This window comes from Pseudoclavibacter sp. Z016, from assembly GCF_002931215.1.
Lineage (GTDB): Bacteria > Actinomycetota > Actinomycetes > Actinomycetales > Microbacteriaceae > Pseudoclavibacter.
This window is the reverse complement of the sequence record NZ_PSTU01000024.1, coordinates 26,959-51,896: the sequence shown is the minus strand read 5'-3', so window position 1 is coordinate 51,896 and position 24,938 is coordinate 26,959. Positions and strand designations below refer to the sequence as shown.

The 24,938-nt window shown below is 69.2% G+C and carries 23 protein-coding genes; 9 read left to right on the top strand and 14 right to left on the bottom strand.

Features of this window, described 5'->3' with window-relative positions:
- The 5 genes from C5B99_RS18580 to C5B99_RS18560 form a co-directional block, all read right to left on the bottom strand.
- Window positions 1–1,039: LacI family DNA-binding transcriptional regulator (locus C5B99_RS18580; protein WP_104244868.1), on the bottom strand; the 1,039-nt coding region annotated here is incomplete at its 3' end.
- A 100-nt stretch (window positions 1,040–1,139) separates the two neighbouring features.
- Complete coding sequence (locus C5B99_RS18575) at window positions 1,140–1,997, bottom strand: DUF6807 family protein (RefSeq protein WP_104244866.1); 858 nt, start codon at window positions 1,995–1,997, stop codon at window positions 1,140–1,142.
- The gene (locus tag C5B99_RS18570) at window positions 1,994–3,061 is read right to left on the bottom strand and encodes a Gfo/Idh/MocA family protein (protein WP_104244864.1); all 1,068 of its coding nucleotides are present in this window, start codon (window positions 3,059–3,061) and stop codon (window positions 1,994–1,996) included. Before C5B99_RS18570 ends, C5B99_RS18575 begins: the two co-directional genes overlap by 4 nt.
- Window positions 3,062–3,179: 118 nt before the next feature.
- Entirely contained in the window at window positions 3,180–4,520 is a 1,341-nt protein-coding gene (locus C5B99_RS18565) for an MFS transporter (protein WP_104244862.1), read from the bottom strand.
- 111 nt (window positions 4,521–4,631) lie between these two features.
- Window positions 4,632–5,687, bottom strand: coding sequence for an FUSC family protein (locus C5B99_RS18560; protein WP_146082065.1), 1,056 nt, complete (start codon window positions 5,685–5,687; stop codon window positions 4,632–4,634).
- Window positions 5,688–5,996: 309 nt separating this feature from the next.
- On the opposite strand from C5B99_RS18560, the gene rhaI reads away from it, so the two are divergent.
- The 4 genes from rhaI to C5B99_RS18540 are packed head-to-tail and all read left to right on the top strand — an operon-like array spanning window position 5,997 to window position 11,999.
- Window positions 5,997–7,163 carry an L-rhamnose isomerase gene (gene rhaI, locus C5B99_RS18555; RefSeq protein WP_104244858.1) on the top strand — a complete coding sequence of 389 codons (1,167 nt, stop codon included), beginning with the start codon at window positions 5,997–5,999 and terminating at the stop codon, window positions 7,161–7,163.
- Between the two features lie 42 nt (window positions 7,164–7,205).
- The gene (locus tag C5B99_RS18550) at window positions 7,206–9,242 is read left to right on the top strand and encodes a bifunctional aldolase/short-chain dehydrogenase (protein ID WP_104244856.1); all 2,037 of its coding nucleotides are present in this window, start codon (window positions 7,206–7,208) and stop codon (window positions 9,240–9,242) included.
- On the top strand, window positions 9,239–10,720 hold the full coding sequence (locus C5B99_RS18545) for a rhamnulokinase family protein (RefSeq protein ID WP_104244854.1): 1,482 nt from the start codon (window positions 9,239–9,241) through the stop codon (window positions 10,718–10,720). Before C5B99_RS18550 ends, C5B99_RS18545 begins: the two co-directional genes overlap by 4 nt.
- A gap of 19 nt (window positions 10,721–10,739) precedes the next feature.
- Complete coding sequence (locus C5B99_RS18540) at window positions 10,740–11,999, top strand: alpha-hydroxy acid oxidase (RefSeq protein WP_104244852.1); 1,260 nt, start codon at window positions 10,740–10,742, stop codon at window positions 11,997–11,999.
- A gap of 860 nt (window positions 12,000–12,859) precedes the next feature.
- Here the strand turns inward: C5B99_RS18540 and C5B99_RS18535 are convergent.
- From C5B99_RS18535 to C5B99_RS18515, 5 genes are all read right to left on the bottom strand, one after another.
- Window positions 12,860–13,723: a Cof-type HAD-IIB family hydrolase gene (locus C5B99_RS18535; RefSeq protein ID WP_104244850.1), complete on the bottom strand. Its 864-nt coding sequence runs from the start codon at window positions 13,721–13,723 to the stop codon at window positions 12,860–12,862.
- Window positions 13,724–13,733: 10 nt separating this feature from the next.
- Entirely contained in the window at window positions 13,734–13,946 is a 213-nt protein-coding gene (locus C5B99_RS18530) for a DUF2945 domain-containing protein (protein WP_104244848.1), read from the bottom strand.
- Entirely contained in the window at window positions 13,943–14,137 is a 195-nt protein-coding gene (locus tag C5B99_RS18525; RefSeq protein ID WP_146082064.1) for a hypothetical protein, read from the bottom strand. The genes C5B99_RS18530 and C5B99_RS18525 overlap by 4 nt, the downstream gene beginning before the upstream one ends.
- Before the next feature lie 69 nt (window positions 14,138–14,206).
- Window positions 14,207–15,652, bottom strand: coding sequence for an amino acid permease (locus tag C5B99_RS18520; protein ID WP_104244844.1), 1,446 nt, complete (start codon window positions 15,650–15,652; stop codon window positions 14,207–14,209).
- Between the two features lie 78 nt (window positions 15,653–15,730).
- Window positions 15,731–17,278 carry an aminotransferase class I/II-fold pyridoxal phosphate-dependent enzyme gene (locus C5B99_RS18515; RefSeq protein WP_104244842.1) on the bottom strand — a complete coding sequence of 516 codons (1,548 nt, stop codon included), beginning with the start codon at window positions 17,276–17,278 and terminating at the stop codon, window positions 15,731–15,733.
- 75 nt (window positions 17,279–17,353) lie between these two features.
- Here C5B99_RS18515 and C5B99_RS18510 point away from each other — a divergent pair, with 75 nt between their 5' ends.
- Window positions 17,354–18,259, top strand: coding sequence for a LysR family transcriptional regulator (locus C5B99_RS18510; RefSeq protein ID WP_104244840.1), 906 nt, complete (start codon window positions 17,354–17,356; stop codon window positions 18,257–18,259).
- Here the strand turns inward: C5B99_RS18510 and C5B99_RS18505 are convergent.
- The 4 genes from C5B99_RS18505 to C5B99_RS18490 all read right to left on the bottom strand — a co-directional run bounded on the left by C5B99_RS18505 (window position 18,225) and on the right by C5B99_RS18490 (window position 21,783).
- Window positions 18,225–18,731 (bottom strand): GNAT family N-acetyltransferase, encoded by a 507-nt coding sequence (locus C5B99_RS18505; RefSeq protein WP_104244838.1) that lies wholly within the window; start codon window positions 18,729–18,731, stop codon window positions 18,225–18,227. The genes C5B99_RS18510 and C5B99_RS18505 overlap by 35 nt on opposite strands.
- A gap of 28 nt (window positions 18,732–18,759) precedes the next feature.
- A complete protein-coding gene (locus C5B99_RS18500; protein WP_104244836.1) occupies window positions 18,760–19,785 on the bottom strand; it encodes a beta-propeller fold lactonase family protein in 1,026 nt (341 codons plus the stop codon).
- Window positions 19,782–20,747, bottom strand: a complete 966-nt coding sequence (locus C5B99_RS18495; RefSeq protein WP_104244834.1) for a Gfo/Idh/MocA family protein — start codon at window positions 20,745–20,747, stop codon at window positions 19,782–19,784. Before C5B99_RS18495 ends, C5B99_RS18500 begins: the two co-directional genes overlap by 4 nt.
- 121 nt (window positions 20,748–20,868) lie before the next feature.
- Complete coding sequence (locus C5B99_RS18490; protein ID WP_104244832.1) at window positions 20,869–21,783, bottom strand: helix-turn-helix transcriptional regulator; 915 nt, start codon at window positions 21,781–21,783, stop codon at window positions 20,869–20,871.
- A 140-nt stretch (window positions 21,784–21,923) separates the two neighbouring features.
- Here C5B99_RS18490 and C5B99_RS18485 point away from each other — a divergent pair, with 140 nt between their 5' ends.
- From C5B99_RS18485 to C5B99_RS18470, 4 genes are all read left to right on the top strand, one after another.
- Window positions 21,924–22,478 (top strand): cyclophilin-like fold protein, encoded by a 555-nt coding sequence (locus tag C5B99_RS18485; RefSeq protein WP_104244830.1) that lies wholly within the window; start codon window positions 21,924–21,926, stop codon window positions 22,476–22,478.
- Window positions 22,475–23,710 carry an MFS transporter gene (locus C5B99_RS18480; RefSeq protein WP_181065059.1) on the top strand — a complete coding sequence of 412 codons (1,236 nt, stop codon included), beginning with the start codon at window positions 22,475–22,477 and terminating at the stop codon, window positions 23,708–23,710. Before C5B99_RS18485 ends, C5B99_RS18480 begins: the two co-directional genes overlap by 4 nt.
- Entirely contained in the window at window positions 23,707–24,360 is a 654-nt protein-coding gene (locus tag C5B99_RS18475) for a GNAT family N-acetyltransferase (protein WP_104244828.1), read from the top strand. The genes C5B99_RS18480 and C5B99_RS18475 overlap by 4 nt, the downstream gene beginning before the upstream one ends.
- Before the next feature lie 235 nt (window positions 24,361–24,595).
- Window positions 24,596–24,820 (top strand): hypothetical protein, encoded by a 225-nt coding sequence (locus tag C5B99_RS18470; protein ID WP_104244826.1) that lies wholly within the window; start codon window positions 24,596–24,598, stop codon window positions 24,818–24,820.
- Window positions 24,821–24,938: the final 118 nt, after the last annotated feature.

The following is a 24,938-nucleotide window of genomic DNA, read 5'->3' as shown; positions in this document are numbered from 1 at the left end:
GCCGAGCGCGGCGAGGACCACCGGTCGGTCCGGCGCGGGGTGCGGTCGAGGCGCGGGCGACGAGCTCGGGGGTGAAGCGGATGTGCTCGGGGGTCGACTTCGGGTCCCGGGCCGCGGCGACGAGCAGGTCCATGGCCTTCGAGCCGATGAGGTGCGCCGGCTGGTGGATGGAGCTGAGCGAGGTCGAGGCGAAAGCCGCGAAGTCGATGTCGTCGTAGCCGATGAGCGCGATGCTCTCGGGCACCGTCGCGTGGCTGGTGCCCTGGAGGCTCTGCAGGAGCCCGAGCGCGAGCATGTCGTTGGCCGCGAAGACCGCGTCGGGGAGATCGGCGCCGTCGCGCTCGGCGAGGAGCAGCCCCGCCCGCCTGCCCTCGGACATGGAGAGCGCATCCGTCGTCAGTACCTCGAGCGTCGCGTCCGGGACCTCGCGCACCGCGTCGCGGGCGCCCTCGAAGCGGTCGGTGACCTGCTGGATCTCCATCGGCCCGCCGAGGAACGCGACGCGGCGGTGCCCTGTCTCGAGGAGATGCTCGACGGCGATGCGGCCGCCGGTGCGGTCGTCCACGGCGACGGACGGGTAGCGTTCGTCGGCGCTCTCACGGTCGACGAGCACGACGGGGGTTCCGCGCTTGTGGAGCCGCTCGAGCTGGGGCATGTTGGCGGCCATGGGGGTGACGAGCACGCCGAAGACCCGCTGCTCCTCGAAGAGGCCGAGGTGGGTGCGCTCGCGTTCCTCCTGCTCGTCGCTGTTGGCGACGAGGACGGAGAAGCCGAGCTCCGCGGCGCGCTCTTCGGCGCCTCGCGCGACCTCGGTGAAGAACGGGTTGCGGAGGTCGAGGACGATGAGGCCGACGGTGCGGCTCTCGCCTGCGCGCAGCTGCCTGGCGGCGTCGTTGCGCACGAAGCCGAGCTCCTCGATGGCCGACTGCACCTTGTCGACGGTGGCCTTCGAGACCTTCTCTGGGTGGTTCAGCACGTTCGAGACCGTGCCAACGGAGACGCCTGCGAGTGTCGCGACGTCGCGCACGCTGACTGCCATGGGCCTCCTTCGGTGTACAGCGATGCTAGGGCACGCGGGGTCTGCGGGGCGGGTGCCTCGCTCGTGGGCGGCAACTCCGAAGGCCACGGAGGCTCGCCGCTCAGGCCTCGTCGAGCAGGTGGGTGATGCGTTCGGCGCGGAGCGGCGAGTCGGAGAGGAGGATGCGCCAGCGCCACGTCGCGCTCTCGCCGGGCCCCAGCCTCCACTCCTCGTGGAAGAACGGGGCCGCGCAGAGCATGGGGGTGGTGTCGTTCCGCATGAACCACGGGGTGGGGGAGACCGGGTTCGCCGGATGCGCGCCCATGACGACGGTCGCGAGTCCGCTCTCGAGACCCAGCCAGGCGGCTTCCGCGCCGTGCAGGGTGGCGTCCGGGTCGGCGGGCAGCAGCGGCGACAGCGGGCGCGCGCCCGAGAAGCTGGGGTGCAGTCGAAGGAACAGTCCGCCGTAGCCGGCGTCCGGGCGTCCGGCGGTCGTGGGTGAGCCGAACGCGAGCTCGACGTCGCGGAGGTTCGTCCAGCGGCTGCTGACATCGAGGACGCCGATGCTGCGCCCGTCGTCGTCGCGGATGCTCGCGTCGAGCATCCGCTCTTCCCGCAGGAACGCGGAGCCGTCGGCCTCGCGCCACGTGAGCCGCGTGCCGTCGGCCGGCTGCGTCTCGTCGACCGTCTGCGAGCCGTTGTTGTCGAGCTGCACGTAGCCTCGACCAGCCACCCAGGTCACGCCGCCCCACAGGTTGACGTCGTAAGCGGCGTCGTCGATGCGGATGTTCGCGACGGTCACGGAGAGGCCCCAGTGCCAGGTGTGGTCGGCGGGCCGGAAGTCGCTCACGACGGCGCCCGCGGGGGTGCGCAGCGGATGCACGTAGGGGCGGGGCGACTCGATCGGCAGCGCGCTCGGGTCGCGGTGCACGACCGTGCCGAGGCCGAAGGGCAGCTCTTCGCGGGAGGTGGAGCTCATGACCGGCGCTCGTCGCGCACCCGCGCGGACATCTGTCCGCGCAGCTCGCCCGACTCCCTGACCTCACGGAGGGCGACGGCGGCCGAGCGCTCGCTCGACGCGTAGAGGGCGGCCACGATCTCCATGGACCTGGCGGGCGCGGAGGCGATGTCCGGCAGCGCGGCACCTGCCGCGAGGGCGGGGTAGACGGCGTCGATGTAGGCGTCGTGCCCGCTCGCCCGCTCGGCCGCGGGGAACGCCCAGCTGCTCGGCGCATCCGCCCCCGGGCGTGGGGTGATGCGCCAGTTGGCGTGCCCGTGCCCGTAGAGGTGCTCGAGCTCGACCGTCGCGAGCTCGGTGTCGATGCGGATGGAGCTCGCCTGCCTAGGCGAGACGGCGCTGGTCATCGCCGTCGCGACGACGCCGGACTCGAAGCGCAGCACCGCCGTCGAGACGTCCTCCGTCTCGATGTCGCGCGCGAGGCGCCAGGTCTGGCCGTGCACCTCATCCACCTCGCCGAGGAGGTAGGCGAGCAGGTCGAGCTGGTGGATGCCGTGGCCGAGGGTCGTCCCGCCGCCTTCGTTCGCCCACGTGCCTCGCCAGGGCGCGGCGAAGTACGTGTCGTCCCTGAACCAGAAGGTGTCGCAGCGGGCGAGGAGCGGGCGCCCGAGGTGGCCGTCGTCGAGGAGGCGCTTGACGTGCGCCGTCGCGGTGCCGGTGCGCTGCTGGAAGACCACGGCGAGGTGCCTGCCTGCGGCCTCGCCGGCTGCGACCATCCGGTCGACGTCGTGGAGGGTGAGCGCCGGTGGCTTCTCGACGACGACGTGAGCTCCGCGCGCGAAGGCTTCTTCGGCCTGGGCCGCGTGGCCTGCCGGAGGGGTGCAGAGGTGCACGACGTCGAGGTGCCCGTCTGGCAGCGAGGTCGCGGAGCGCGGGATGCCGTACTTCTGGGCGAAGGCGGCTGCCCGGTCCGCGTCGACGTCCACGGCGACCACGACCTCCGCGTCGTCCCTGGCCGCGATCGCCTCGGCGTGCAGTCGAGCGACGTCGCCGGTGCCCACGATGGCTGCTCGCATTCTCGTCATGGTGTCCTCGTTCCGTCGTGATGCAGTCTCGCCGATGTCGACGCGTGCGGTGTCCTCGATGCCGGTCGAGGCCGCCCCCGCGCGGGGACGGCCTCGGTCAACGCCCGTTCGGGTCGCTTCAGTCGTGGTTCTCGATGTCCTTGCCGCGCGTCTCCGGGGTGAGGAGGGTCGCGAGGGCTGAGACGGTGGCGATTGCGAGGGTGAGGCCACCGACGACGAGCGGCACGTTGTCCGAGCCCGGAGGGGCCACGAACGTGAAGATCGATGGCAGGAAGGCCACGATCATGAGGCCGACGTTCTGGGAGATCGCGAAGCCGGTCACTCGAGTCTGCGTCGGGAACAGCTCCTGGAAGAACGTCGCGAAGGTGGCGTTCCACATCTGGAAGAGCACGCCCATCATGAGGATCGCGAGCACGATCGTGAGCACGAGGTTGCCGGACTGGATGGCGGTGAGGTAGCCGATCGCGACGAGCCCGGAGCCGAAGGAACCGACGATCATGAGCGTGCGGCGTCCGATCTTGTCGGAGAGCATGCCGAAGACGGGGATGACGATGACGGCCGCCACGTTGGCGATGAGCGGCACCCACAGGAACGTGGAGGCGGGCATCGCGACGCCGTAGGCCTCCTGCGTCGCGAAGCTCGTTCCGAAGACGAGGGTCGTGACGCCGGCGACGTTGGCGAGGGTCATGAGGATGGCGCGGAAGACCGTCCAGCCGTTGTTCTTGAAGAGCTCGATGACGGGCGCCTGGCGTTCCTGGGCCTGCTGGACCGCGAGCGAGCGGGTGTAGGCCGGCGGCTCTTCGACGTGCTTGCGGATGAGGAAGCCGGCGAGGACGACGACGGCACTCAGCATGAACGGGATGCGCCAGCCCCACTCGATGAAGGCTTCGTCCGTGAGGACCGCGGTGAGGGGGATGAAGACTGCGGTCGCGATGATCGAGCCGGCCTGGGTGCCCTGCAGGCCGAAGCTCGCGAAGAACCCTCGTCTGCCTGCTGGGGCGTGCTCGACGATCATGGCGCTCGCACCGCCGAGCTCGCCGGCGACGGCGAAGCCTTGGATGAGGCGCAGGAACACGAGGATCAGGGGCGCCCAGAGGCCGATCTGGTCGTAGGTGGGGAGGAACCCGACGGCGAGCGTCGAGAGGCCCATGAGGAGCATCGCGATGACGAGCACGTTCTTGCGGCCGTGCTTGTCTCCCCAGTTGCCGAGCACGATGGCGCCGATGGGGCGCGCGACGTAGCCGACGGCGTAGGTCGCGAGCGAGGAGATGAGGGCGACGGTGGGGTCGCCGGTCGGGAAGAAGACGACGGGGAAGACCAGCGCCGCCGCCTGCGAGTAGAGCGTGAAGTCGTAGTACTCGAGGACGCTGCCGATCCATCCGCTGAGCGCGGCCTTGCGGGGCGTCTTGCCCTCGTTCTCCTGTGACACCGCACCAGTGTCACTCTGTGTTCTCGTCATTGAAAATCCTCGTCATCTTTGACCGTGGTCGATATCCCACTCGGAGCGGGTAAGCGCTTTCCACTTTGCCACTCGCTCTGAAACGTGTCAAGCGAGATCGCGACGAAGGTCTCAACCCGCCGTCGGCTCCCGCGAGCGCTCCGTCCAGCGCCAGGCCAGGGCGGCCGCGATCACGACGGCGACGCCGATGGCCGTCTCCAGGATCCTGGCCAGGAGCAGGGTGAGATTGGGCTGCGGGTGCGCGAAGTCGAGCATGACCAGCGCCAGCGGGGTGACGAAGACGAGGGCGAGTCCGTAGTTGCGCACGACGAACAGCTCCGCGCACATCTGCAGCACGCAGATGATGGCGATCGTCACCAGCGGAGGCAGGTCGACGGCCATGATCAGCCACGCGACGCCCACTCCGGCGATGGTCCCCGTGAGGCGGTGGCCGGCCCGCACCAGCTGCTCGTCGGGGCCCGAGGTCGCGAGCGCGGCGGCGGCCGCGACCATGGCCCAGTAGGGGTAGTCGAGCCCGAGAGATGTGGGGATGAGCCCCGCGACGCCGACGACGAGGCCGGCCCCCACTGCCGCGCTGATGCGCAGTCTCTCGGGTCTGGTCGGGGCGGCGGATGCTCGTGCCCGGCGCTCGAACTCGCGGGCGGCTGGGCGGACCAGGCCCGAGAGGCAGACGATCAGGGCGAAGGCCGCCGACGCGGCCGCCGTGCCGGCCGCGAGGAGCGCATCCGCCTCGCCTCCCGGGATGGAGGCCGTCGCGGAGAGCGCGAAGACGGGAAAGAGCGCGCCAGTCGGCTTCCATCCGAACCGCTGGGCGGCGCCCGTGATGACCGCCGCGTAGGCGGCGGTCGCCGGGAGGACGAGCCACTCGCGCTGCTCGGAGAGGCTCACTGCGGCGCCGACGCTGACAGCGCCGACCATGCCGATGGCCACGCCGCTCTGCAGGCGAGCGCGGATCACGTGCGAGTGGCTGCGCCCGTAGAACGAGACGAAGGCGCCGAAGGTCGAGTAGAGCGCGAGCTCGACGTGCCCGATGCTCCACAGGATCAGGAGGGGGACGCCCACGGAGATGCCGGCGCGGATCGCGACACGGTGGGCGCCGTTGTGGGGGCCGAGGTCGAAGAGGCGGCGGGGGTGTGGCAGCTCGGCCATCGGGTGGGTTCGTGTCATGTGCGTGCGATGGTCCCTGCTCGTGCGGTGTCCTGGAATGCGCTTTCCGAGGGTAGTGGATGCGGGTTTCGCCCGTGTTCACGCGGATGTCCCGCCCGGCTCACCCCGGTGGGCGGACGTGAACCGCCGCACGTGCTTGACACGATTCACTCCGGCTCGTAATCTGAGATCACTGAAACGATTCAATACGGTTCGGCGCGAACAGGCATCCGCTCTCGCCCGCACACCGTGAATCGAGTTCCCGAAGCCGTGGACGACGTCGTTCGGCCCGGGAGCGCATCCGCAACCGACCAACGAAGGCGACGAACCGTGAGCATCCTCTCCGCAGACCAGCTTGCAGCGCTCGAAGGACAGGGCATCGAGCTCCCGTCCTGGGCGTTCGGCAACTCAGGCACCCGATTCAAGGTGTTCCAGACGGCAGGCACGCCGCGCGACCCGTTCGAGAAGATCTCCGACGCAGCCCAGGTCAACACGTACACCGCGCTCGCCCCGAGCGTGGCCCTGCACATCCCGTGGGACGTCGTCGACGACTTCGGCGCGCTCCGCAAGCACGCCGAAGACCTCGGCGTCGAGCTCGGCACGATCAACTCCAACACGTTCCAGGACGACGACTACAAGTTCGGCGCCCTCACGCACGAGGACGCAGCGGTGCGCCGCAAGGCCATCGACCACCACCTCCGCTGCATCGACGTCATGGACGAGACCGGATCGCGCGACCTGAAGATCTGGCTCGCCGAGGGCTCCAACTACCCCGGCCAGGCCGATCTGCGCGGCCGTCAGGACCGCCTGCACGACTCGCTGCAGGAGATCTACGCCCGCATCGGCGACGACCAGCGCCTCGTGCTCGAGTACAAGTTCTTCGAGCCGGCGTTCTACCACACCGACGTTCCGGACTGGGGCACGAGCTACGTGCAGGTCGCGGCCCTCGGCGACAAGGCCATGGTCTGCCTCGACACCGGCCACCACGCGCCCGGCACGAACATCGAGTTCATCGTCATGCAGCTGCTGCGCCTCGGACGCCTCGGCTCCTTCGACTTCAACTCGCGCTTCTACGCCGACGACGACCTCATCGTCGGCTCGGCCGACCCGTTCCAGCTGTTCCGCATCCTCGCTGAGGTCATCCGCGGCGGTGGGCTCAACAACCCCGACGTGGCCTTCATGCTCGACCAGTGCCACAACGTGGAGTCGAAGATCCAGGGCCAGATGCGCTCCGTCCTCAACGTGCAGGAGATGACGGCCCGCGCGCTGCTCATCGACAAGGACGCCCTCACTGCGGCGCAGAAGTCCGGCGACGTGCTCGTCGCGCACGAGATCTACATGGACGCGTTCTCGACCGACGTGCGCCCCGCCCTCGCCGAGTGGCGCGAGTCGCGCGGCCTGCCCGCGAACCCGCTCGCCGCGTTCCGCGCATCCGGGTACGAGCAGCAGGTCGCCGAGGAGCGCGTCGGCGGCGTCCAGGCCAGCTGGGGCGCGTAAGCGTCACCCCTCACCGACCTCACGAGCTTCGAAGGAACTGACATGACGAACCCAGCAGCAGCCGATCTCATCTCGCGCAGCAACCGCCTCGGCGAAGACCCGAAGAACACGAACTACGCGGGTGGGAACACCTCCGCGAAGGGCACCGAGACCGACCCCGTGACGGGCGAGCCCGTCGAGCTGCTCTGGGTGAAGGGCTCCGGGGGAGACCTCGGAACGCTCACCGAGCAGGGCCTCGCCGTGCTCCGCCTCGACCGCTTCCGCGCGCTCACGAACGTCTACCCGGGCGTCGAGCGCGAGGACGAGATGGTCGCGGCCTTCGACTTCTGCCTGCACGGCAAGGGAGGCGCGGCCCCGTCGATCGACACGGCCATGCACGGTCTCGTGGATGCGGCGCACGTCGACCACCTGCACCCCGACTCGGGCATCGCGATCGCGACAGCGGCCGACGGCGAGGAGCTGACGGCGAAGATCTTCGGCGACAAGGTCGTCTGGGTGCCCTGGCGCCGCCCCGGCTTCCAGCTCGGCCTCGACATCGCCAACATCAAGGACGAGAACCCGCAGGCCATCGGCTGCATCCTCGGCGGGCACGGCATCACCGCGTGGGGCGACACCTCCGAGGAGTCGGAGCGCAACTCGCTCTGGATCATCGAGACCGCATCGGCGTACATCGATGCACACGGCAAGGCCGACCCCTTCGGCGGCGTCGTGAGCGGCTTCGAGGCGCTCCCCGCCGACGAGCGCCGTGCACGCGCGGCGGCCCTCGCGCCGTCGATCCGCGCCGTCGCCTCGCACGACGCCCCCATGATCGGTCACTTCACCGACGATGAGCGCGTGCTCGACTTCCTCGCGAGCGAGAAGCTCACCGAGCTCGCCGCCCTCGGCACGAGCTGCCCCGACCACTTCCTGCGCACCAAGGTCAAGCCGCTCGTGCTCGACCTGCCGACCACGGCATCCGTCGAGGAGCTGCGCGCTCGCCTCGAGGAGCTGCACGCGGCGTACCGCGCCGACTACAAGGCCTACTACGACAAGTTCGCGACGGCCGAGTCGCCCGCCATCCGTGGCGCCGACCCGCTCATCGTGCTCGTCCCCGGCGTCGGCATGTTCTCCTTCGGCAAGAACAAGCAGACCGCCCGCGTCGCCGGTGAGTTCTACTTGAACGCGATCAACGTGATGCGCGGTGCGGAGGCGCTCTCGAGCTACTCCCCGATCTCCGACGAGGAGAAGTTCCGCATCGAGTACTGGGCGCTCGAGGAGGCGAAGCTGCAGCGCATGCCGAAGCCCAAGACGCACCAGGGCCGCATCGCCTTCGTCACGGGTGCCGCATCCGGTATCGGCAAGGCCATCGCGACCCGCCTCGCAGCCGAAGGCGCGTGCGTCGTCGTCGCCGACCTCGACCTCGAGAAGGCACAGGCCGCCGCCGCCGAGCTCGGTGGCACCGACGTCGCGATCGGCGTCGCAGCGAACGTCGCGGACGCCGCCGGCGTGCAGGCCGCCATCGACGCGACCCTCCTCGCGTTCGGCGGCATCGACCTCGTCGTCAACAACGCGGGCCTCTCCCTCTCGAAGCCGCTCCTCGAGACGACCGAGAAGGACTGGGACCTGCAGCACGACGTCATGGCGAAGGGCTCCTTCCTCGTGTCGAAGGCCGCCGCCAAGGCGCTCATCGAGCAGAAGCTCGGCGGCGACGTCATCTACATCTCCTCGAAGAACTCCGTCTTCGCTGGCCCGAACAACATCGCGTACTCGGCGACGAAGGCCGACCAGGCCCACCAGGTCCGCCTCCTCGCGGTCGAGCTCGGCGAGCACGGCATCCGCGTCAACGGCATCAACCCCGACGGCGTCGTCCGCGGCTCCGGCATCTTCGCGGCAGGCTGGGGCGCCAACCGCGCCGCGACCTACGGCGTCAAGGAAGAGGACCTCGGCCAGTACTACGCGAACCGCACCATCCTCAAGCGCGAGGTCGTGCCGGAGAACGTCGCCGACGCGGTGTACGTGCTCACGGGCCCGGAGCTCACGCGCACGACCGGCCTGCACATCCCCGTCGACTCGGGCGTCGCGGCGGCCTTCCTGCGATGACCGAGTCTGCTGCGCAGGGATCGGGCGCCGCGGGCCGGGGCGGGGCGGATGCGCCCCGCACGGTCGCGGCGGTCGACCTCGGAGCCACGAGCGGTCGCGTCATCACGGGCACGATCACGGACGGCGTGCTCACGATGCGCCACGAGGCGCGCTTCCCGAACAACCCCGTCCGCACACGCGACGGGCTGCACTGGAACCTCCTCGGCCTCTACCAGCACGTCCTCGACGGGCTGGCCGCTGCGGAGCGGGACGCGCCTGGCCAGATCGCGAGCATCGGCATCGACTCATGGGCGGTCGACTACGCGCTGCTGCGCGAGGGGCGCGTCCTCGGGGTCCCCTACGCGTACCGCGACGAGCGGACCGCCAGGGGCGTCGAAGCCGTGCACGCCATCGCCTCCGCCGAGGAGCTCTACCGCCGCAACGGCCTCCAGCACCTGCCCTTCAACACGGTCTTCCAGCTCGCGACCGACGGTGAGCTGCTGGGCCTTGCCGACCAGCTGCTGCTCCTGCCCGACCTGCTCGCCTACTGGCTGACGGGGGCGCAGGTCGCCGAGCGCACCAACGCCTCCACGACGGGTCTGCTTCGCGCCGACACGCGTGAGTGGGATGCGGAGCTCGCCGAGCGCGTGGGGGTTCCCGCCCGCATCCTGCCGCACCTCGTCGACCCTGGTGCCGTGCTCGGCTCGCTCGAGGGCGAGGCGGCCCGCATCGTCGGGCGTGACATCGACGTCGTCGCGGTCGGCTCCCACGACACGGCCTCCGCGATCGTCGCCATCCCCAACGAGGGGCGCGACTTCGCGTACATCTCGTGCGGCACGTGGGGTCTCGTGGGCCTCGAGCTCGACGAGGCGGTCGTCACCGACGCCGCCCGCGAGGCGAACTTCACGAACGAGGGCGGCGTCGACGGCCGCGTGCGATTCCTGCACAACGTCATGGGCCTCTGGCTGCTGTCGGAATCGCAGCGTCACTGGGAGCCGGCGGCGACGGACGCGCAGCGCTCGAGCACCCTCCAGCAGCTGCTCGCCGACGCCGCCCAGGTGGGCGGCGACGTGCCGATCTTCGACGTGAACGACCCCGTCTTCATGGCGCCAGGCGACATCCCAGGGCGCATCGCCGACTGGCTCACCCAGCGCGGCCTCGAGGCGCCGACGACACCAGCCGGCATCGTCCGCTCGATCGTGGAGAGCCTCGCGCAGGCATTCGCCGAGGCCGTCACGACAGCCGCGGCCCTCGCCGAGCATCCGGTGAGCGTCATCCACATCGTCGGCGGCGGATCGCAGAACGCGCTCCTCTGCCAGGCGACGGCCGACCGATCCGGGATGCCCGTGCTCGCCGGCCCCGTCGAGGCGACCGCGATGGGTAACCTGCTTGTGCAGGCGCGCGCGCACGGCTGGATCCCCGACAGTCTCTCTGAGATCCGCTCCATCGTCGCCAGATCGACGCAGATCATCCGCTACGACCCGAAGATCACCCGATAGAAGCAAAGGCAGCTGCCCCATGGTGAAACGTCAAGCCCCCAAGCCCCTCGAGCTGCTCGAGCTCATGCAGTTCAAGAAGCCCGACCTCAACGGCCGTCGCCGCCGCCTCAACTCGGCGCTCACGATCGAGGACCTGCGGCGCATCGCGAAGCGCCGCACCCCGAAGGCGGCGTTCGACTACACCGACGGCGCCGCCGAGGGAGAGCTGTCGCTGCGTCGCGCGCGCACCGCGTTCCGGGATGTGGAGTTCAACCCGTCCGTGCTGCGCGACGTCGCGAACGTCGACACGTCGAGCACTGTGCTCGGCGGGCCGATGGCGATGCCGTTCGCGATCGCCCCGACCGGGTTCACACGCCTCATGCAGACCGAGGGCGAGACCGCCGGTGCCGGCGCCGCCGCCGCCGCGGGCATCCCCTTCACCCTGTCGACGCTCGGCACGACGACGATCGAAGAGGTCGCGAAGGTCAACCCGAACGGCCGCAACTGGTTCCAGCTGTACGTCATGAAGGACCGCTCGATCTCCTACGGCCTCGTGGAGCGCGCCGCGAAGGCGGGCTTCGACACGCTGCACTTCACGGTCGACACCCCCGTCGCCGGCGCCCGCCTGCGCGACAAGCGCAACGGCTTCTCGATCCCGCCGCAGCTGACCGTCGGCACGATCATCAACGCCATCCCGCGCCCCTGGTGGTGGATCGACTTCCTCACGACCCCGAAGCTCGAGTTCGCGTCGCTCGCGACGACGGGCGGCACGGTCGGCGAGCTGCTCGACTCGGCGATGGACCCGACGATCAACTTCGAGGACCTCAAGGTCATCCGCGAGATGTGGCCGGGCAAGATCGTCATCAAGGGCGTCCAGAACCTGGAGGACTCCAAGACGTTCGCCGACCTCGGCGTCGACGGCATCGTCCTCTCCAACCACGGCGGGCGGCAGCTGGATCGGGCTCCGATCCCCTTCCACCTGCTCCCCGCCGTTGCACGCGAGGTCGGCAAAGATCTCGAGATCGGCGTCGACACGGGCATCATGAACGGCGCCGACATCGTCGCGTCCGTCGCACTCGGCGCGAACTTCACGATGATCGGCCGCGCCTACCTGTACGGCCTCATGGCCGGCGGGCGCGAGGGTGTCGACCGCACCATCGCGATCCTCTCCGACGAGATCATCCGCACCATGAAGCTGCTCGGTGCGCACTCCCTCGAGGAGCTGAACCCGTCGCACGTCACGCAGTTGAAGCGCTACGTGCCGACGACGTTCATCGAAGCGGCCCCCGACCGCGTGTAGCCCGCGCGAGTCCGCCCGGTCAGGCCTCGCGTGCTCGCGCCCGCGAGGGCTGAGGCTGGCGGGGTCTCGCGCGGCCGGCGGATGCGCCCGCCGGCCGCGCGCATCCACGCGGCAGAGTTGTGGCCTGGTGTCGTTCCCTCTCCGTGGAACAGCACTAGGCCACAACTGTCTGCGGCAGCGTCGGCCCGCGCGGCAGCGTCAGCCCACCACTCCGCGCGACACTGTCAGCCCACCACTCCGCGCGACAGCCTCGGCCTACTCCTCCGCGGCAGAGTTGTGGCCTGGTGCCGTTCCCTCTCCGTGGAACAGCGTCAGCCCACAACTGTCCGCGGCAGTGCCAGCCCACCACTCCGCGGCAGAGTTGTGGCCTGGTGCCGTTCCCTCTCCGTGGAACAGCGTCGGCCCACAACTGTCCGCGGCAGCGTCGGCCCACTGCTCCGCGGCAGTGCCAGCCCACCACTCCGCGCGACACTGCCGGCCCACGACTCTGCGCGACAGCCCCGGCCCACTCCTCCGCGGCAGAGTTGTGGCCTGATGTCGTTCCCTCTCCGTGGAACAGCACCAGGCCACAACTGTCCGCGGCAGCGTCAGCCCACAACTGTCTGTGGCGCCGACCTTGCCTGTGGAGCCCCTCGCGCGGGCCCTGGGTGCTCTGCCGGTGCCCCGAGCGGTGGCCGTGATGGGTTTCGGTGACCGTGATGGGAATTAACCCATCACCAGTCGCGAAAACCCATCACGAGGCCGCGCGAAAACCCATCACGGTCACGAAAACCCATCACGAGGCCGCGCGAAAACCCATCACGGTCGCCGAAACCCATCACGGTCGCATCCCGGGGCGCGGGAACAACTGGTCCGGAGCGCTACGCCTGCGCGTCGAGGAGCGCGCTCACGACGGTGACGACGCCCTGCTCCTGGTTGGAGGGGGCGAGGTACTTCGCGAGTTCCTTGACCTCGGGATGCGCGCCAGCCATCGCGTAGGAGCGCTCGGCCTCGGCGAACATCTCGACGTCGTTGAAGAAGTCGCCGAAGACCGCTGTCTGCGCCGCAGTCACTCCGAGGCGCTCCTGCAGCTGTCGCACCGCGAGGCCCTTGTTGGCCTCAGGCGGCATGATGTCCATCCAGTGGTGGCCCGACACGACGACCCGGTGGGACTCGCGCAGCTCGTCCACCTCGGCGGCCGCCCCGGTCTCGACCTCGGCGAAGTCGTAGACGGCGATCTTCACGTACTCGTCATCGGTGTCGAGCATGTCGTCGACGACCGTGAGCGCCTCGTAGTAGTTGCGGGCCTCGGCGATGAACACGTCGTCGCCGCGCTCAATGTACGCAGACTTCTTGCCGCACAGCACGACCCCGAGGTCGTGACCTCTCTCGATGAGTCCGCGCAGCAGCGCGATCGCCTGCCGGATGAACGACTCATCGAGCGTCAGCGAGCTGACCTCCTGGCCATCTCGGACCACGAACGTGCCGTTCTCGGCGATGAACGACATGCCGTCGGAGTCGCGTTCGAAGAGCTTCGCGAGGGTCGCGTACTGTCGGCCGCTCGCGGGGGTGAACTCGACGCCGGCCTCGCGCATCCGCTGCAGGAGAGCCCAGAACGCGTCGGGGACCGTGTGGTCGTCGAGCAGCAGCGTGCCGTCCATGTCGGCGACGACGAGGCGCACGTCGTTGCCCTCGAGCGAGGACTCGTAGTGGCGGTCGGCGGTCTCGAGAACGGTATCTGCCATGCGCTCCAGCCTACGAGAGCTTGCGCAGCGCTGATCCCTTGTGCGCGGCCCTCGCCCCAGACTTCTCCGACTCGATGATGTACGCCGGCTCGTCTTCTGAGGCGGTGAACTTCTGCTTGTCGAACTGGAAGTCCTTCGTCTTCTTCTCGACGACCTCGCCCTGCGTGCGGCCCTGCGGGGTGTTCCAGCTCACGCGGTCGCCCTTGCTCAGATCTGCGGTCACGGTCTCTCCTCCTGCTCGGCGGTCTCGGGGTGAGGCTCGGCCTTCGGCCTCCGGAAGGCGACGATCGTGAACACCACGCCGAGGGCGAACCAGACGATCCAGATGCTGCCGTCGTTCGCGAGATCGGCGAGGGCGATGACGTAGAAGGCGACCGCCACCCACATGTACGTGTTCAGCATCAGCTTCCTCATGCGCAGAGCATGCCCGGCCGTCCTGGGCGGAGGGTGGAGGTGCGACGCGCATGCCGCACCTCCACCCGGTCAGTCCCGCTCGTCGAGCGGATGCGGGATGGTCGGGATCGGGGCGGTCAGCGGACGACCCTCCCGCTGCAGCTTCCGCTTCCGCAGCCGCCACAGGACGGTGAGGATGACGAACCAGACCGGGGCCGCGAGGAACGGCAGCCGGGTGTCGTCGCCGTACAGCAGCGTGCCCGCGATGAAGACGAAGAAGGCGAGCACGAGCCAGGGTGCGACGCGCGCCATCGGCATCTTGAACTTCGATGCTCGGTGCTTCTCGGGGAAGCGGCGCAGGTACACGATGTAGCTCACCACGATGGAGCCCCAGGTGAAGAGGATGAGGGTCGCGCACATCGAGGAGACGAACGTGAAGGCGGCGATGACCTCGTCGCCCGCGAAGAGCAGCGGGATGGCGGAGAACAGGAAGACGCAGGTGAAGAAGACGGCCTTCGTCGGCACGCCCTGGCTGCTGGTCATCGCGAACGCCTTCGGGGCGTGGCCGTCCTTCGAGAGCCCGAACAGCATCCGCGTGCCCGAGTACAGGCCGGAGTTGGCGCTCGACGCGGCCGAGCTGAGCACCACCAGCTGGATCGCGAACGCGGCGAGGCCGAACCCGGCGATCGCGAGGGTCGACACGAACGGGCTCTTGCCCGGCTCGATCTTGTCCCACGGCGTGACGCTCATGATGACGATGAGGGCGCCCACGTAGAAGATGAGGATGCGAGCGACGATCGAGTTGATGGCCTTCGGCAGCGTCTTGCGCGGGTTCTCGGTCTCTGCGGCGGCCGTGCCGACGAGCTCGACGCCGATGAACGAGAAGATGCCCATCTGGAAGCCGAGCACGAACCCGCTCGCGCCCATGGGGAACATCCCGCCGTGCTCCCAGAGGTTCGCGAGCGTGGCGGTGTCACCGTCTGGGCTCTGGAACCGGGTGAGGATGAGCAAGATGCCCACGGCGATGAGGCCGAGGATGGCGACGATCTTGATGATCGCGAACCAGAACTCGGTCTCCCCGAACCACTTCACGGGCTGGAGGTTCAGGACGGTGAGCACGACGACGGCGATGAGCGCGGGCAGCCAGTTGGGGATGTCGGCGTTGAACCACTGCACGTAGGCGGTGATGGCGACGATGTCGGCGACGCACGCGATCACCCACGAGAACCAGTAGTTCCAGGAGACGAAGAAGCCCGCCCACGGCCCGAGCATGTCCTTCGCGATGTCGCCGAAGGTCTTGTAGTGCAGGTTCGAGAGCAGCAGCTCGCCGAGGGCGCGCATGATGAAGAAGACGAAGAACCCGATCACCATGTAGACGAAGATGATCGACGGCCCGGAGACGCTGATGAGCTTGCCGGAGCCGAGGAACAGCCCCGTTCCGATGGCGCCGCCGATGGCGATGAGCTGCAGGTGGCGGTTCTTGAGGCCGCGCTGCATCTCGCCTTGAGGCGGATGTGCGGTGGTTGTCGTGGACATGACACTCCCTTGTGCTGATGTCGTGGTGCTGAGGCGGGGCGCTGTGTGCGCGCTGGTGGTCGTTGGCAGGATCGAGGTTCAGGCGACGACGCGGAACGTGGAGAGCGCCGGGTCGTTCGCGCCGCGCACGTAGCCGGACGGCGCTGCGCCCGTGTGCCGCAGGAAGTCGACGACCTCCTGGCTGAGCACCTCGCCTGGCAGCACGTTGGGCACACCTGGCGGGTAGGCGGCGAGTGAGTCGGCGGAGATGCGGCCGACCGCCTCCGTGTGCGGCACCGTCTCGACGGGGCTGAAGAACGCGTCCGAGAGGCCCATCGCGCGCTCGCAGCTCGCGGGGAGCGAGACGGGGCGGATCGGCTCGACCTCCGCCTCGGGGAGCGCCTGCAGTGCGCCCCACAGGCGCTCGACATCCACCCGAGCCGTCGCGCCGACCAGCACCAGCAACGCGGAGGGGGTCGACAGCTCGCAGTAGACACGATGGTCGCGGAGCAGCTGGTAGTGCGCATCCGTGCCGGTGATGCCGGCGCCTCGAGTGTCGATGGCGATCTTGAAGGGGTCGTTCGCGATGGCATCGGGGCTGGCGAGGATGTCGGGAGTCGCGTCGCGGTACCTGCGGTCGTCGTGCACGAGTCGGCGGATGCGCTGGGCGGATGCCAGGGCCTCTTCGACCGCGTCTGGCCGCGTCACGAGATGCCTCCTCGCCTCGTCGAGCGAGGCGAGCAACAGGGCGCTGCAGCTCGTCGACTGGTAGGAGCGGACGACCCGGTCGACGAGCGACTCCAGGTGCCGGGCGTGGGGCCCGTGGCCGAGTTGCAGCATGGCCGACTGCGTGAGCGAGCCCGCGCCCTTGTGGGTGCTGGAGATGACGAGGTCTGCGCCGAGGCGTGCCGCGTTCGTGGGGAGCGCCGGGTGCATCCCGAAGTGCGAACCCCACGCCTCGTCGACGATGAGCGGCACCCCGTGCCCGTGGGCGACGGCCGCGATCGCCGCGACATCGGCCACCGCCCCGAAGTAGCTCGGCGAGACGATGTAGACGGCAGCGGACCGGGGATGCTCGGCGAGGGTCGCCGCGACCTGCTCCGCAGTCACCCCGTGCGCGGCACCCAGGCCGGAGTCGACGGCGCCGTGCACGAAGTGCGGGGTCAGGTTGGCGTGCGTGATGCCGTCGATGACGCTCGAGTGCACGCTGCGCTGCACCGCGAACTCGGTGCCGAGGCCACGCACGACGGTCGTCGCGACGTGGTTGCCGCCGGAGGCTCCGTTGGTCGTGAACCAGACGCGGCTCGCTCCCCACGCATCGGCGGCGAGGTCCTGCGCCCGCATGAGCGGGGTGACTCGGCCCGGCGTCGTGAGGCGCCACGTGTCCTGGTCGACGCCGCTGAACAGCATCGGGAAGTCGAGGCTCAGCGCGTCGGCCCCGACGATGCTCGCGACGCCGGGCGCATTCACCGCCTTCGCGTGATGTGCCGGCACGTGCATCCGCTGCCAGTCGTGGGTGGCGAGGGAGCGGAGAGCGTCGGCGTACGGGGTCTCGAACTGCGCTCGCGGGATGCGGTGCCCGGCGGGGGTCGTGATGCCGTCGACCTGAGCTGCGCTGCTCGGGACGGGTGCGTGGAGGATGGACATGCGTTCAGGTTAGGAACGAACTGACGACGGCGATATAGCAGGATCCTGCCGTCAGTGACATACGTTCTAGGGGTGATGAACCTCCAGCAGTTCCGCGTGCTCCTCGCCGTCCAGGAGCACGGAAGCCTCACGGGGGCTGCGAAGGCGCTGCAGTACGGGGTGCCGACGGTGACGCACCATCTGCGCAGCCTCGAGTCGCACCTCGGCGCCCGCCTCGTCGACCGCGGGCGGCGGGGCACGTCGCTGACCCCGCTCGGAGTGTCGTTCGCCGCCGAGATCGAGCAGGCGATCACGCGTATCGACCGGGCCGAGCAGCTGGTCGCCGATCAGCGCGACGCGGGCGTCGTCACCCTGCGCGTGGGCACGTTCGCCTCGATGGGCTCACGCCTGCTTCCCTCAGCGATCGCCAGCCTGCAGAAGCGCACGTCGGTGCGGGTCGAGGTGGTCGAAGGGGAGCCGACGGAGATCGTGCGGATGCTCAGGAGCGGCGAGGTGCACGCGGGGCTCATCTTCGACGTGTCCGTCGAGCCCGCCTTCGCCGTCCCGGACCTCATGCTGCAGCGTCTCCTCACCGAGCCATACGGCGTGATGGTCGCCCGCGACAGCGAATGGGCGAGCCGCGACAGCATCGACTTCGCCGACCTGCGGGAGGTGCCGTGGGTCTTCAGCCGCAGCAACGACGAGGCCTCAGACCGCGTGCTGCGCCGCGTCGGCCAATCGCTCGGCTACCCGGTGCGTGAGCTCATGCGCACGGACGACCTCTACATGATCCACGGCCTCGTCGCCGAGGGGCTCGGCTTCGCCCTCTCGACGGACGCCGCCATCGACCACGACTTCGACGTCGTGCTTCGGCCCGCCGTGCAGGACCTGGGGGAGCGGCACGTGTCGTACGTCACCCGTCGGGGCGCCGCACCACCGGCCGCCGCCTGGCTCGGCGAGATCCTGCTCAGCCGCCCAGCGCCTGCAGCGGATCGCCCGTGAGCCGGAACGTGTCCCACTCGTCCATGGGGAACGCGCCGAGGCTCCTGTAGAAGCCGATGGACGGCTCGTTCCACTTGAGGACCGACCACTCGAGGCGCCGGTAGCCCTCCGCGACGCACTCCTGCGCGAGCGAGCGGAGGAGTGCCGTCCCGAGGCCGCCGCCGCGCGTAGCCTCGCGCACGTAGAGATCTTCGAGCCAGATGCCGTGCTCGCCCTCCCACGTCGAGTAGCTCAGGAACCAGAGCGCCATGCCGTCGAGGCGAGGGGCACCGGACTCGCTCGTGCTCGCTCCCGCCGCCTCGGCGACGGTCGCGAACACCGCAGGCCGCTCGCCGAAGAAGCTCCTGTGCAGCTGCGCCTCGGTCGTCTTCACCGCATCCGGTTCGCGCTCGTACACGGCGAGGCCGCGGATGAGGTCGAGGATCTGCGGGACATCGGAGGGAACGGCGGGGCGGATGATCGGCTCGGTCACGGCACGACGCTCACAGCCAGGCCGGGCGTCACGCCCACCGCACCCAGTTCGCGCCGGCGCCGGTCTCGACCTGCTGCAACTCGGCGAGGTGGTCGCCGCGCACTTCGTAGAGCGACACCTGCGCCCCGCCTTCGCCCGCGGCGACGAGGAAGCGGCCGTCGGGGCTGAGCGCGAACCCGCGGGGATGCTGCTGGGTGACGGTGAACGACCGCGCATCCTCGAGGGAGCCGTCCTCGGCGACGTCGAGCGGCGCGAGGGTGCTCGTCGTGCGCTCCGAGGTCCACAGGAACCGCTCATCCGCGCCCCAGTGCACGTCGGCACCCCAGATCGAGCGGGGCTCCAGCGGATTCGCGCCGAGGGTTCCGCGCTGCAGGCCCTGCAGCGCGTCCGCGTAGCTCGCCGAATCGAGGAGCGAGAGCACACCGGTGCTCGTGTCGCGTTCGAAGCGCAGCACCTCGCCGCTGAACTCGGTGATCACGTAGGCCTGCGTCTGGGCACCGTTGAGCACGATGTGGCGCGGGCCGCTGCCGGTCGGCGCGGTCGCACCCACCGGGTGGAGCGCCTCGAGCTCGAGGTCATCGGTGATGGCGTACTGCCCGACGAGATCGTCGCCGAGCGACACGAAGTACGCGAAACGGCCGTCCTTGCTCGCCACGACGGAGTGCAGGTGCAGATGCTCCACGATCGTCGTCGGCTCGCCGACCGTGCCCTCGTCGATCGGCGCGATGAGGCCGTAGCTGGCGGAGTAGGCCGCGCCGAGCAGCGCGGATCCGTCCCGTGTGAGCGCGACGTAGTTCAGACCGCCGCGGGGCGTCTCGCGACGCGAGATCGGGGTGAGCTCGCCCGCTTCGCGGTCGAGGCGCAGCGTGACGATCGCCGCGGGGCTGCCCTTGACGGCGGCGTAGACGAGGTCGCGGCTGGCGTCGACGACGAAGTTCGAGCATCCCTGCAGGTCCGTCGCGACCGAGGTCCGCTCGAGGGAGGCGCCGTCGAAGCGGAAGACCGAGATCGAGCCTTCGCCTGCGTTCGCGACGAGGATGAGTGGTGTGGTCATGCGAGCCCCTCTCGGGCGATGGTCAGGACGGAGAGCACGTCGGCGCTGTGGTCGAGGCGCCGGTCGCGTTCGTTGGTGTCGTGCTCGCGGATGATGCGCTCGAACTCGCGGAACTCCTCCACCATGCGGTGCGGGTACTTCGTGAGGTCGAGCTGCTCGGCCTCGCCGCCGCGGGTCGCGTAGCTCAGCGATGGCAGGACGTTCGGGGAGCCGTCGGCCACGATCCACCCGTCCTCTCCCTGGATCTTGCTGCGGATGGGGCCATCCGAGTCCTTCGCGCACACGCAGACCGCCGTGGTCTCGCCGTAGTCGAGGATCAGGACGCCGGACGTGTCGACGCCGCGCTGCACGTTCGCGGTGTAGCTGACCCGCTTCGGCCGGCCGAGCAACCCCACGACGAAGTGGATGGCGTAGATGCCGAGGTCCATGAGCGCACCGCCGCCCTGCGCGGGGTCGAACGCCGGCAGCACCGTGCCCTCGCGGAAGGCGTCGTAGCGGGACGAGTACTGGGAGTAGTCCGACTGGACGACCTTGATCCTGCCGACGAGGTCGAGATGCTCCTTGATCCACCGGTAGTTCGCGAGGTACTGCGTCGTGATCGCCTCGATGAGGATCAGCTCACGCGCCGTCGCGAGTCTGCGCAGCTCCTGCAGCTCCCGTTCTTGGAGCACGAACGGCTTCTCGCAGATGACGTGCTTCCCCGCCTCGAGCGCCTTGCGCGACACCTCGAAATGCAGCGAGTTCGGGACGGCGACCCAGACCGTGTCGACGCTCGGGTCGGCGAGGCACTCGTCGAGGTCGGTGAAGACGCGCTCGATGCCGAACCGCTCCTGCAGTTCCTCCAGGTGCTGGAGACGCGGCGGGCGACCGTAGATCGCCGCCAGCTCCAGCCCGGGTACGTTCACGACGTGCGGCAGGAAGTCTGCGACGATCTGGCCGGCACCGATGACGGCGAGCCTCATCGGATCGACCTCGACTGCGTGACGGCGCCTGCCTGCTTAAGGGAGCTCGAGAAATGCACGCGATCGATCGTAGTATGAGCTCGACGGACCCGGCAGGTAGCCCTCGACCGACGCGACGCTGCTATACGTCAGCGCGGTCAGCCTGCCCGATGCTCCGCGCCGCTCCTTCGCGGGCGATGCCCGCGATGTTCTCCGTGGCGGCCCAGGACGAGAGCAGACGCAGGCCTTCCTCGGAAGAGCTGCCTGGCACGGCGGTGTAGACCGTCATGGTGTGGCCGGGGTCGTCTTCGAGGTCCATCGCGTGGTACACCAGCTCGAGTGCGCCGACCGTCGAGTGTCGGAAATGCTTCGCGCCGGAGTAATGTCGGCGGACATCGTGGGCTGCCCATCGGATGCGGAACTCGTCGCTGCGCACAGACAGCTCTCCGACCAGGTCCGTGAGCTGCCTGTCGAATGGCGAACGGCCGGCCTCCCGCCGGAGGATCTCGACGTTGACGTTGGCTGCCCGCTCCCAGTCAGGGTAGAAGTCGCGCGCACGAGGGTCGAGGAAGATGAATCGGGAGTGGTTCGCGGGCCACGCAGTGCCCCGGTACATCTCCGAATAGAGCGCGAAGCCGAGCTCGTTCGCGGCCACGATATCCATGCGGTTGTTCCCGATGATCGCGGCACCGCCCGTGATCGAGTCGAGCAGATGCTGCGCGGTCGGGCGCAGCCCGGACGCCCGCGGCTTGGGAGAGCGGACCTTCGCGCCCAGGTTGGCCGTCCGAGCGAGATCCCTCAGGTGGTCGTGCTCCGCCTGGGTGAGCTGCAGTGCCCGAGCCACAGCATCGAGCACGTTCTCGGAGACACCCGTCAGGTTGCCCCGGTCCACGCGGGTGTAGTACTCCACGCTCACCCCCGCGAGCCGTGCCACCTCATCCCGTCGGAGGCCGGTCACACGCCGTCGAGTCGTGCCCGGGTCGATCCCCGCCTGCTCTGGGGTCAGCCTGCCTCTGCGGGAGCTGATGAATGCTCGCACTTCGCCCCGGTTGTCCATGGATCCACGGTACGACCAGTGCCCGCCTTCTGGGGTGCCTCTGCTGGAACCCCTTCAGCGGGACTCTCCCTCCCACCTCGCGTGAGGCGTTGACTGCTGGACGACACAGGGACGACGACCGCTCCCTCGGAGAGGACAACATGAGCAGCATCGCAATCGACTGCGCAGGGAAGGTGCGCGCTGCCGCCGCGGGCCTGCTCGCGGCAGGACTCCTGCTGGCGGGCTGCACGGGTGTGGATGCCTCCGGAGAGAGCGCGAGCGAGGCGGCACCGCACGCTACTGGCGCCACGAGCTCGACACCACCATCGGCGGCGAGCGAAACGGAGGGCGAAGACCTGATGCCCACCACGACGAACATCACGATCAGCATGGGGGACGTCACCGTCCGCGGCGTGCTGAACCAGTCCGCGACCTCCGCCGATCTCCTCACGCAGCTGCCCCTCGAGCTGTCGTTCGAGGACTTCGGCGGTCAGGAGAAGATCGCGACCCTCCCCAGGGCGCTCTCCCTCGAGGGCATGCCGTCCGGAAGCGCCGCCGAAGCGGGGACGATCGGCTACTACGCACCCAATGAGGGGCTCGTCCTCTACTACGACTCCGTCGGTCACTTCCCCGGGATCATCCCGATTGGCACGTTCGAAGACGTCGAGTCAGTGCGTGCTGCTGTGCCTGCGACTGGAACGGTGTCCGCCGAATGACCTCACCCTCATCGCGCACATCCGAAGCGCCGGCGTCCACTGGAGGCGCGAGGGCTCCGCAGCTGCGCCTCGCACCGCTCATCGTCCTCGCACTCATGGGATTCATCCTGGTCGCGATGGAGACCATGCCCGCCGGTCTTCTGCCGGAGATCGCCGACGGGCTGAAAGCCGCGGAGGGCACCGTGGGGCTCTTCGTCAGCGCCTACGCACTTGGCACGGTCATCGTCACGATTCCCGCCATCTCGCTAACGCGCCGCCTCCGTCGAAAGCCCCTGCTGCTCGTCAGCATCGCGGGGTTGGTTGCGGCCAACACCGTGACCGCGTTCTCGTCTGACATCGCGCTGTCACTCGTCACGAGGTTCATCGCCGGGGCATTCTCTGGAGTGATCTGGGGGATGCTCGCGCCCTACGCCGTGCGAATCAGTCCGCCCTCGCGGCTGGGGGCCGCGATCGCGATCGTCGCGATCGGCGCGCCCCTCGGGTTCGCGTTCGGGACGCCACTTGGGGCTTGGATCGGAGCCGTGTCCGACTGGAGATGGTCGTTCGCCGGTCTCTCCGCGCTCGCAGCACTGGTCGCCATAGCGGTTGTACTTGTCGTCCCGGACGCGCCAGGCCGTCCCGCGCTCGCGGGCCTGCCCATGGCGCGGGTGCTCCGCCTGCGAGGGGTCCCCGTCGTGCTCGCGGTGATCTTCGTCTGGATGCTCGCGCACAGCACGATCTACACGTACGTCGCGCCCTACCTCCGTGAGACGGGCACCGCGATAACCCCGGACCTGATGCTGCTCGCCTACGGGATCGCTTCTCTACTCGGCGTGGCGGTGACCGGCCTGCTCCTCGATAGGTATCCGAGCCTGCTGCTCCACCTCAGCGTGCTGGCCTTCATCGTCGCTGCGGTCGTGCTGCTGGCAGGGCAGGGCTCGCCCGTCGCGCTCCTGGCGGCGGCGGCGCTGTGGGGTGTGAGCTTCGGAGGGGCTTCGCCGCAGCTGCAGAACGCGCTCACGCGAGCCGGGGGCGAGAATTCGGACGTCGCGAACTCATTCCTTCCCGTCGCGTTCAATCTCGCGATCTTCGGCGCCGGCATTCTCGGCGCAGGGCTCCTCGAAGTCTTCGATGGCCTTATCCTGCCCGCTGCCATGATGCTGCTCGGGGCGGTGGCGTTGCTGCTGACCTTCGTCGGCCGGCGGTCGGCATTCCGGCAGAGGGAGACGGGATCAGGTGATGGGAAAGCATGAGCTTCCGCGCTTTCCTGAGGGCGAGCGTGGGGCGACTCCGGGGGAAAGGCATCGGCGAAGCGGTCTCCGCTCCGACGCTCGAGACTCGACGTCTCCTTCTGCGCGCCCACACTCTGGCGAGCGCTGAGGAGTGGTTCCTCCTCCACGAGGAAGCGCGAGTTCGCGAGTTCCTGAACTGGCCACCGAGGAGTCGCGGCCAGGCACTGCGCCACCTCCGTGTCCGCACGCAGTCCACGAGGCTCTGCAGGGCCGAGGACTTCATGGCGCTGGCCGTCGAACTCGAGGGGCGGCTCATCGGTGATATCTCCCTGCAGCTGCGGGCCGTTGCCAGCGAAGTGCGCAGCGTCGAGATCGGGTGGGTGCTGCATCCCGATGCTCAGGGCAATGGATACGCGCGGGAGGCGGCGGAGGCCGTCATCCAGTTCGCATTCGAGGCTGTGCATGCCCGGATGGTCCTCGCGGTCGTGCATTCGCGCAACACCGGATCGCTCAGGCTCGCGGAGCGTCTGGGATTCCACGAGCTGAGCCGCCGCGAGAGCGAACGGCTGCTCGTCTTGACCCGAGATGACTTCGCCTTGGCCGACCGCGGTGCCGAGCGGGATCCGGACATGGCGCTTCCTCGACCGGCAAATGGAGGCGGGCCCTGCTGAACTGCTCACATGGTCCGGCTGATCCTGTTTCTCCTCCGGGTGGATAGCACTCTCTGCTCCAAGACCCGGCGAGATCGCCAAGGAAACGCCCAGCTCTGCGCCGCTTCGCCCGCCGGTTCGGGGGAGGGGAGTTCTCCCCGCCCCATCTCGGAGCGCGAATCCACCAGCCCGCCCCAATCCGCGGGACTACGCTCGCCGACACCCCGGACCAGCCGGGCCTGTCGAAGGAGTCAACATGCGTCGCATCGTCTCGACCGTCACCGCAGCCCTCTTCGCCGTCGGCATCGCCGTCTCAGCACCCGCTATAGCAAGCGCCGGCACCACGCAGTCGTACTGGACCGGCGGATCGCTCGCCGACTGCCAGGCCGTGCAGCGCACCTACATCAGCTCGTGGACCAAGATCACCGAGGCCTGCCACCGCAACGGCAACGGCTACTCGTTCACCTGGACCTCGCTCTAAGGCGTCTCCGGCGAGGTCGTGGATGCTCCGTTCGGCCTGATTGGTTCGTCCTGATAGCTCTGTCCTGACCGGTTTGGCCTGATTGGTTCGCCCTGGTCGGCTTCTCCTGACCGCGCCT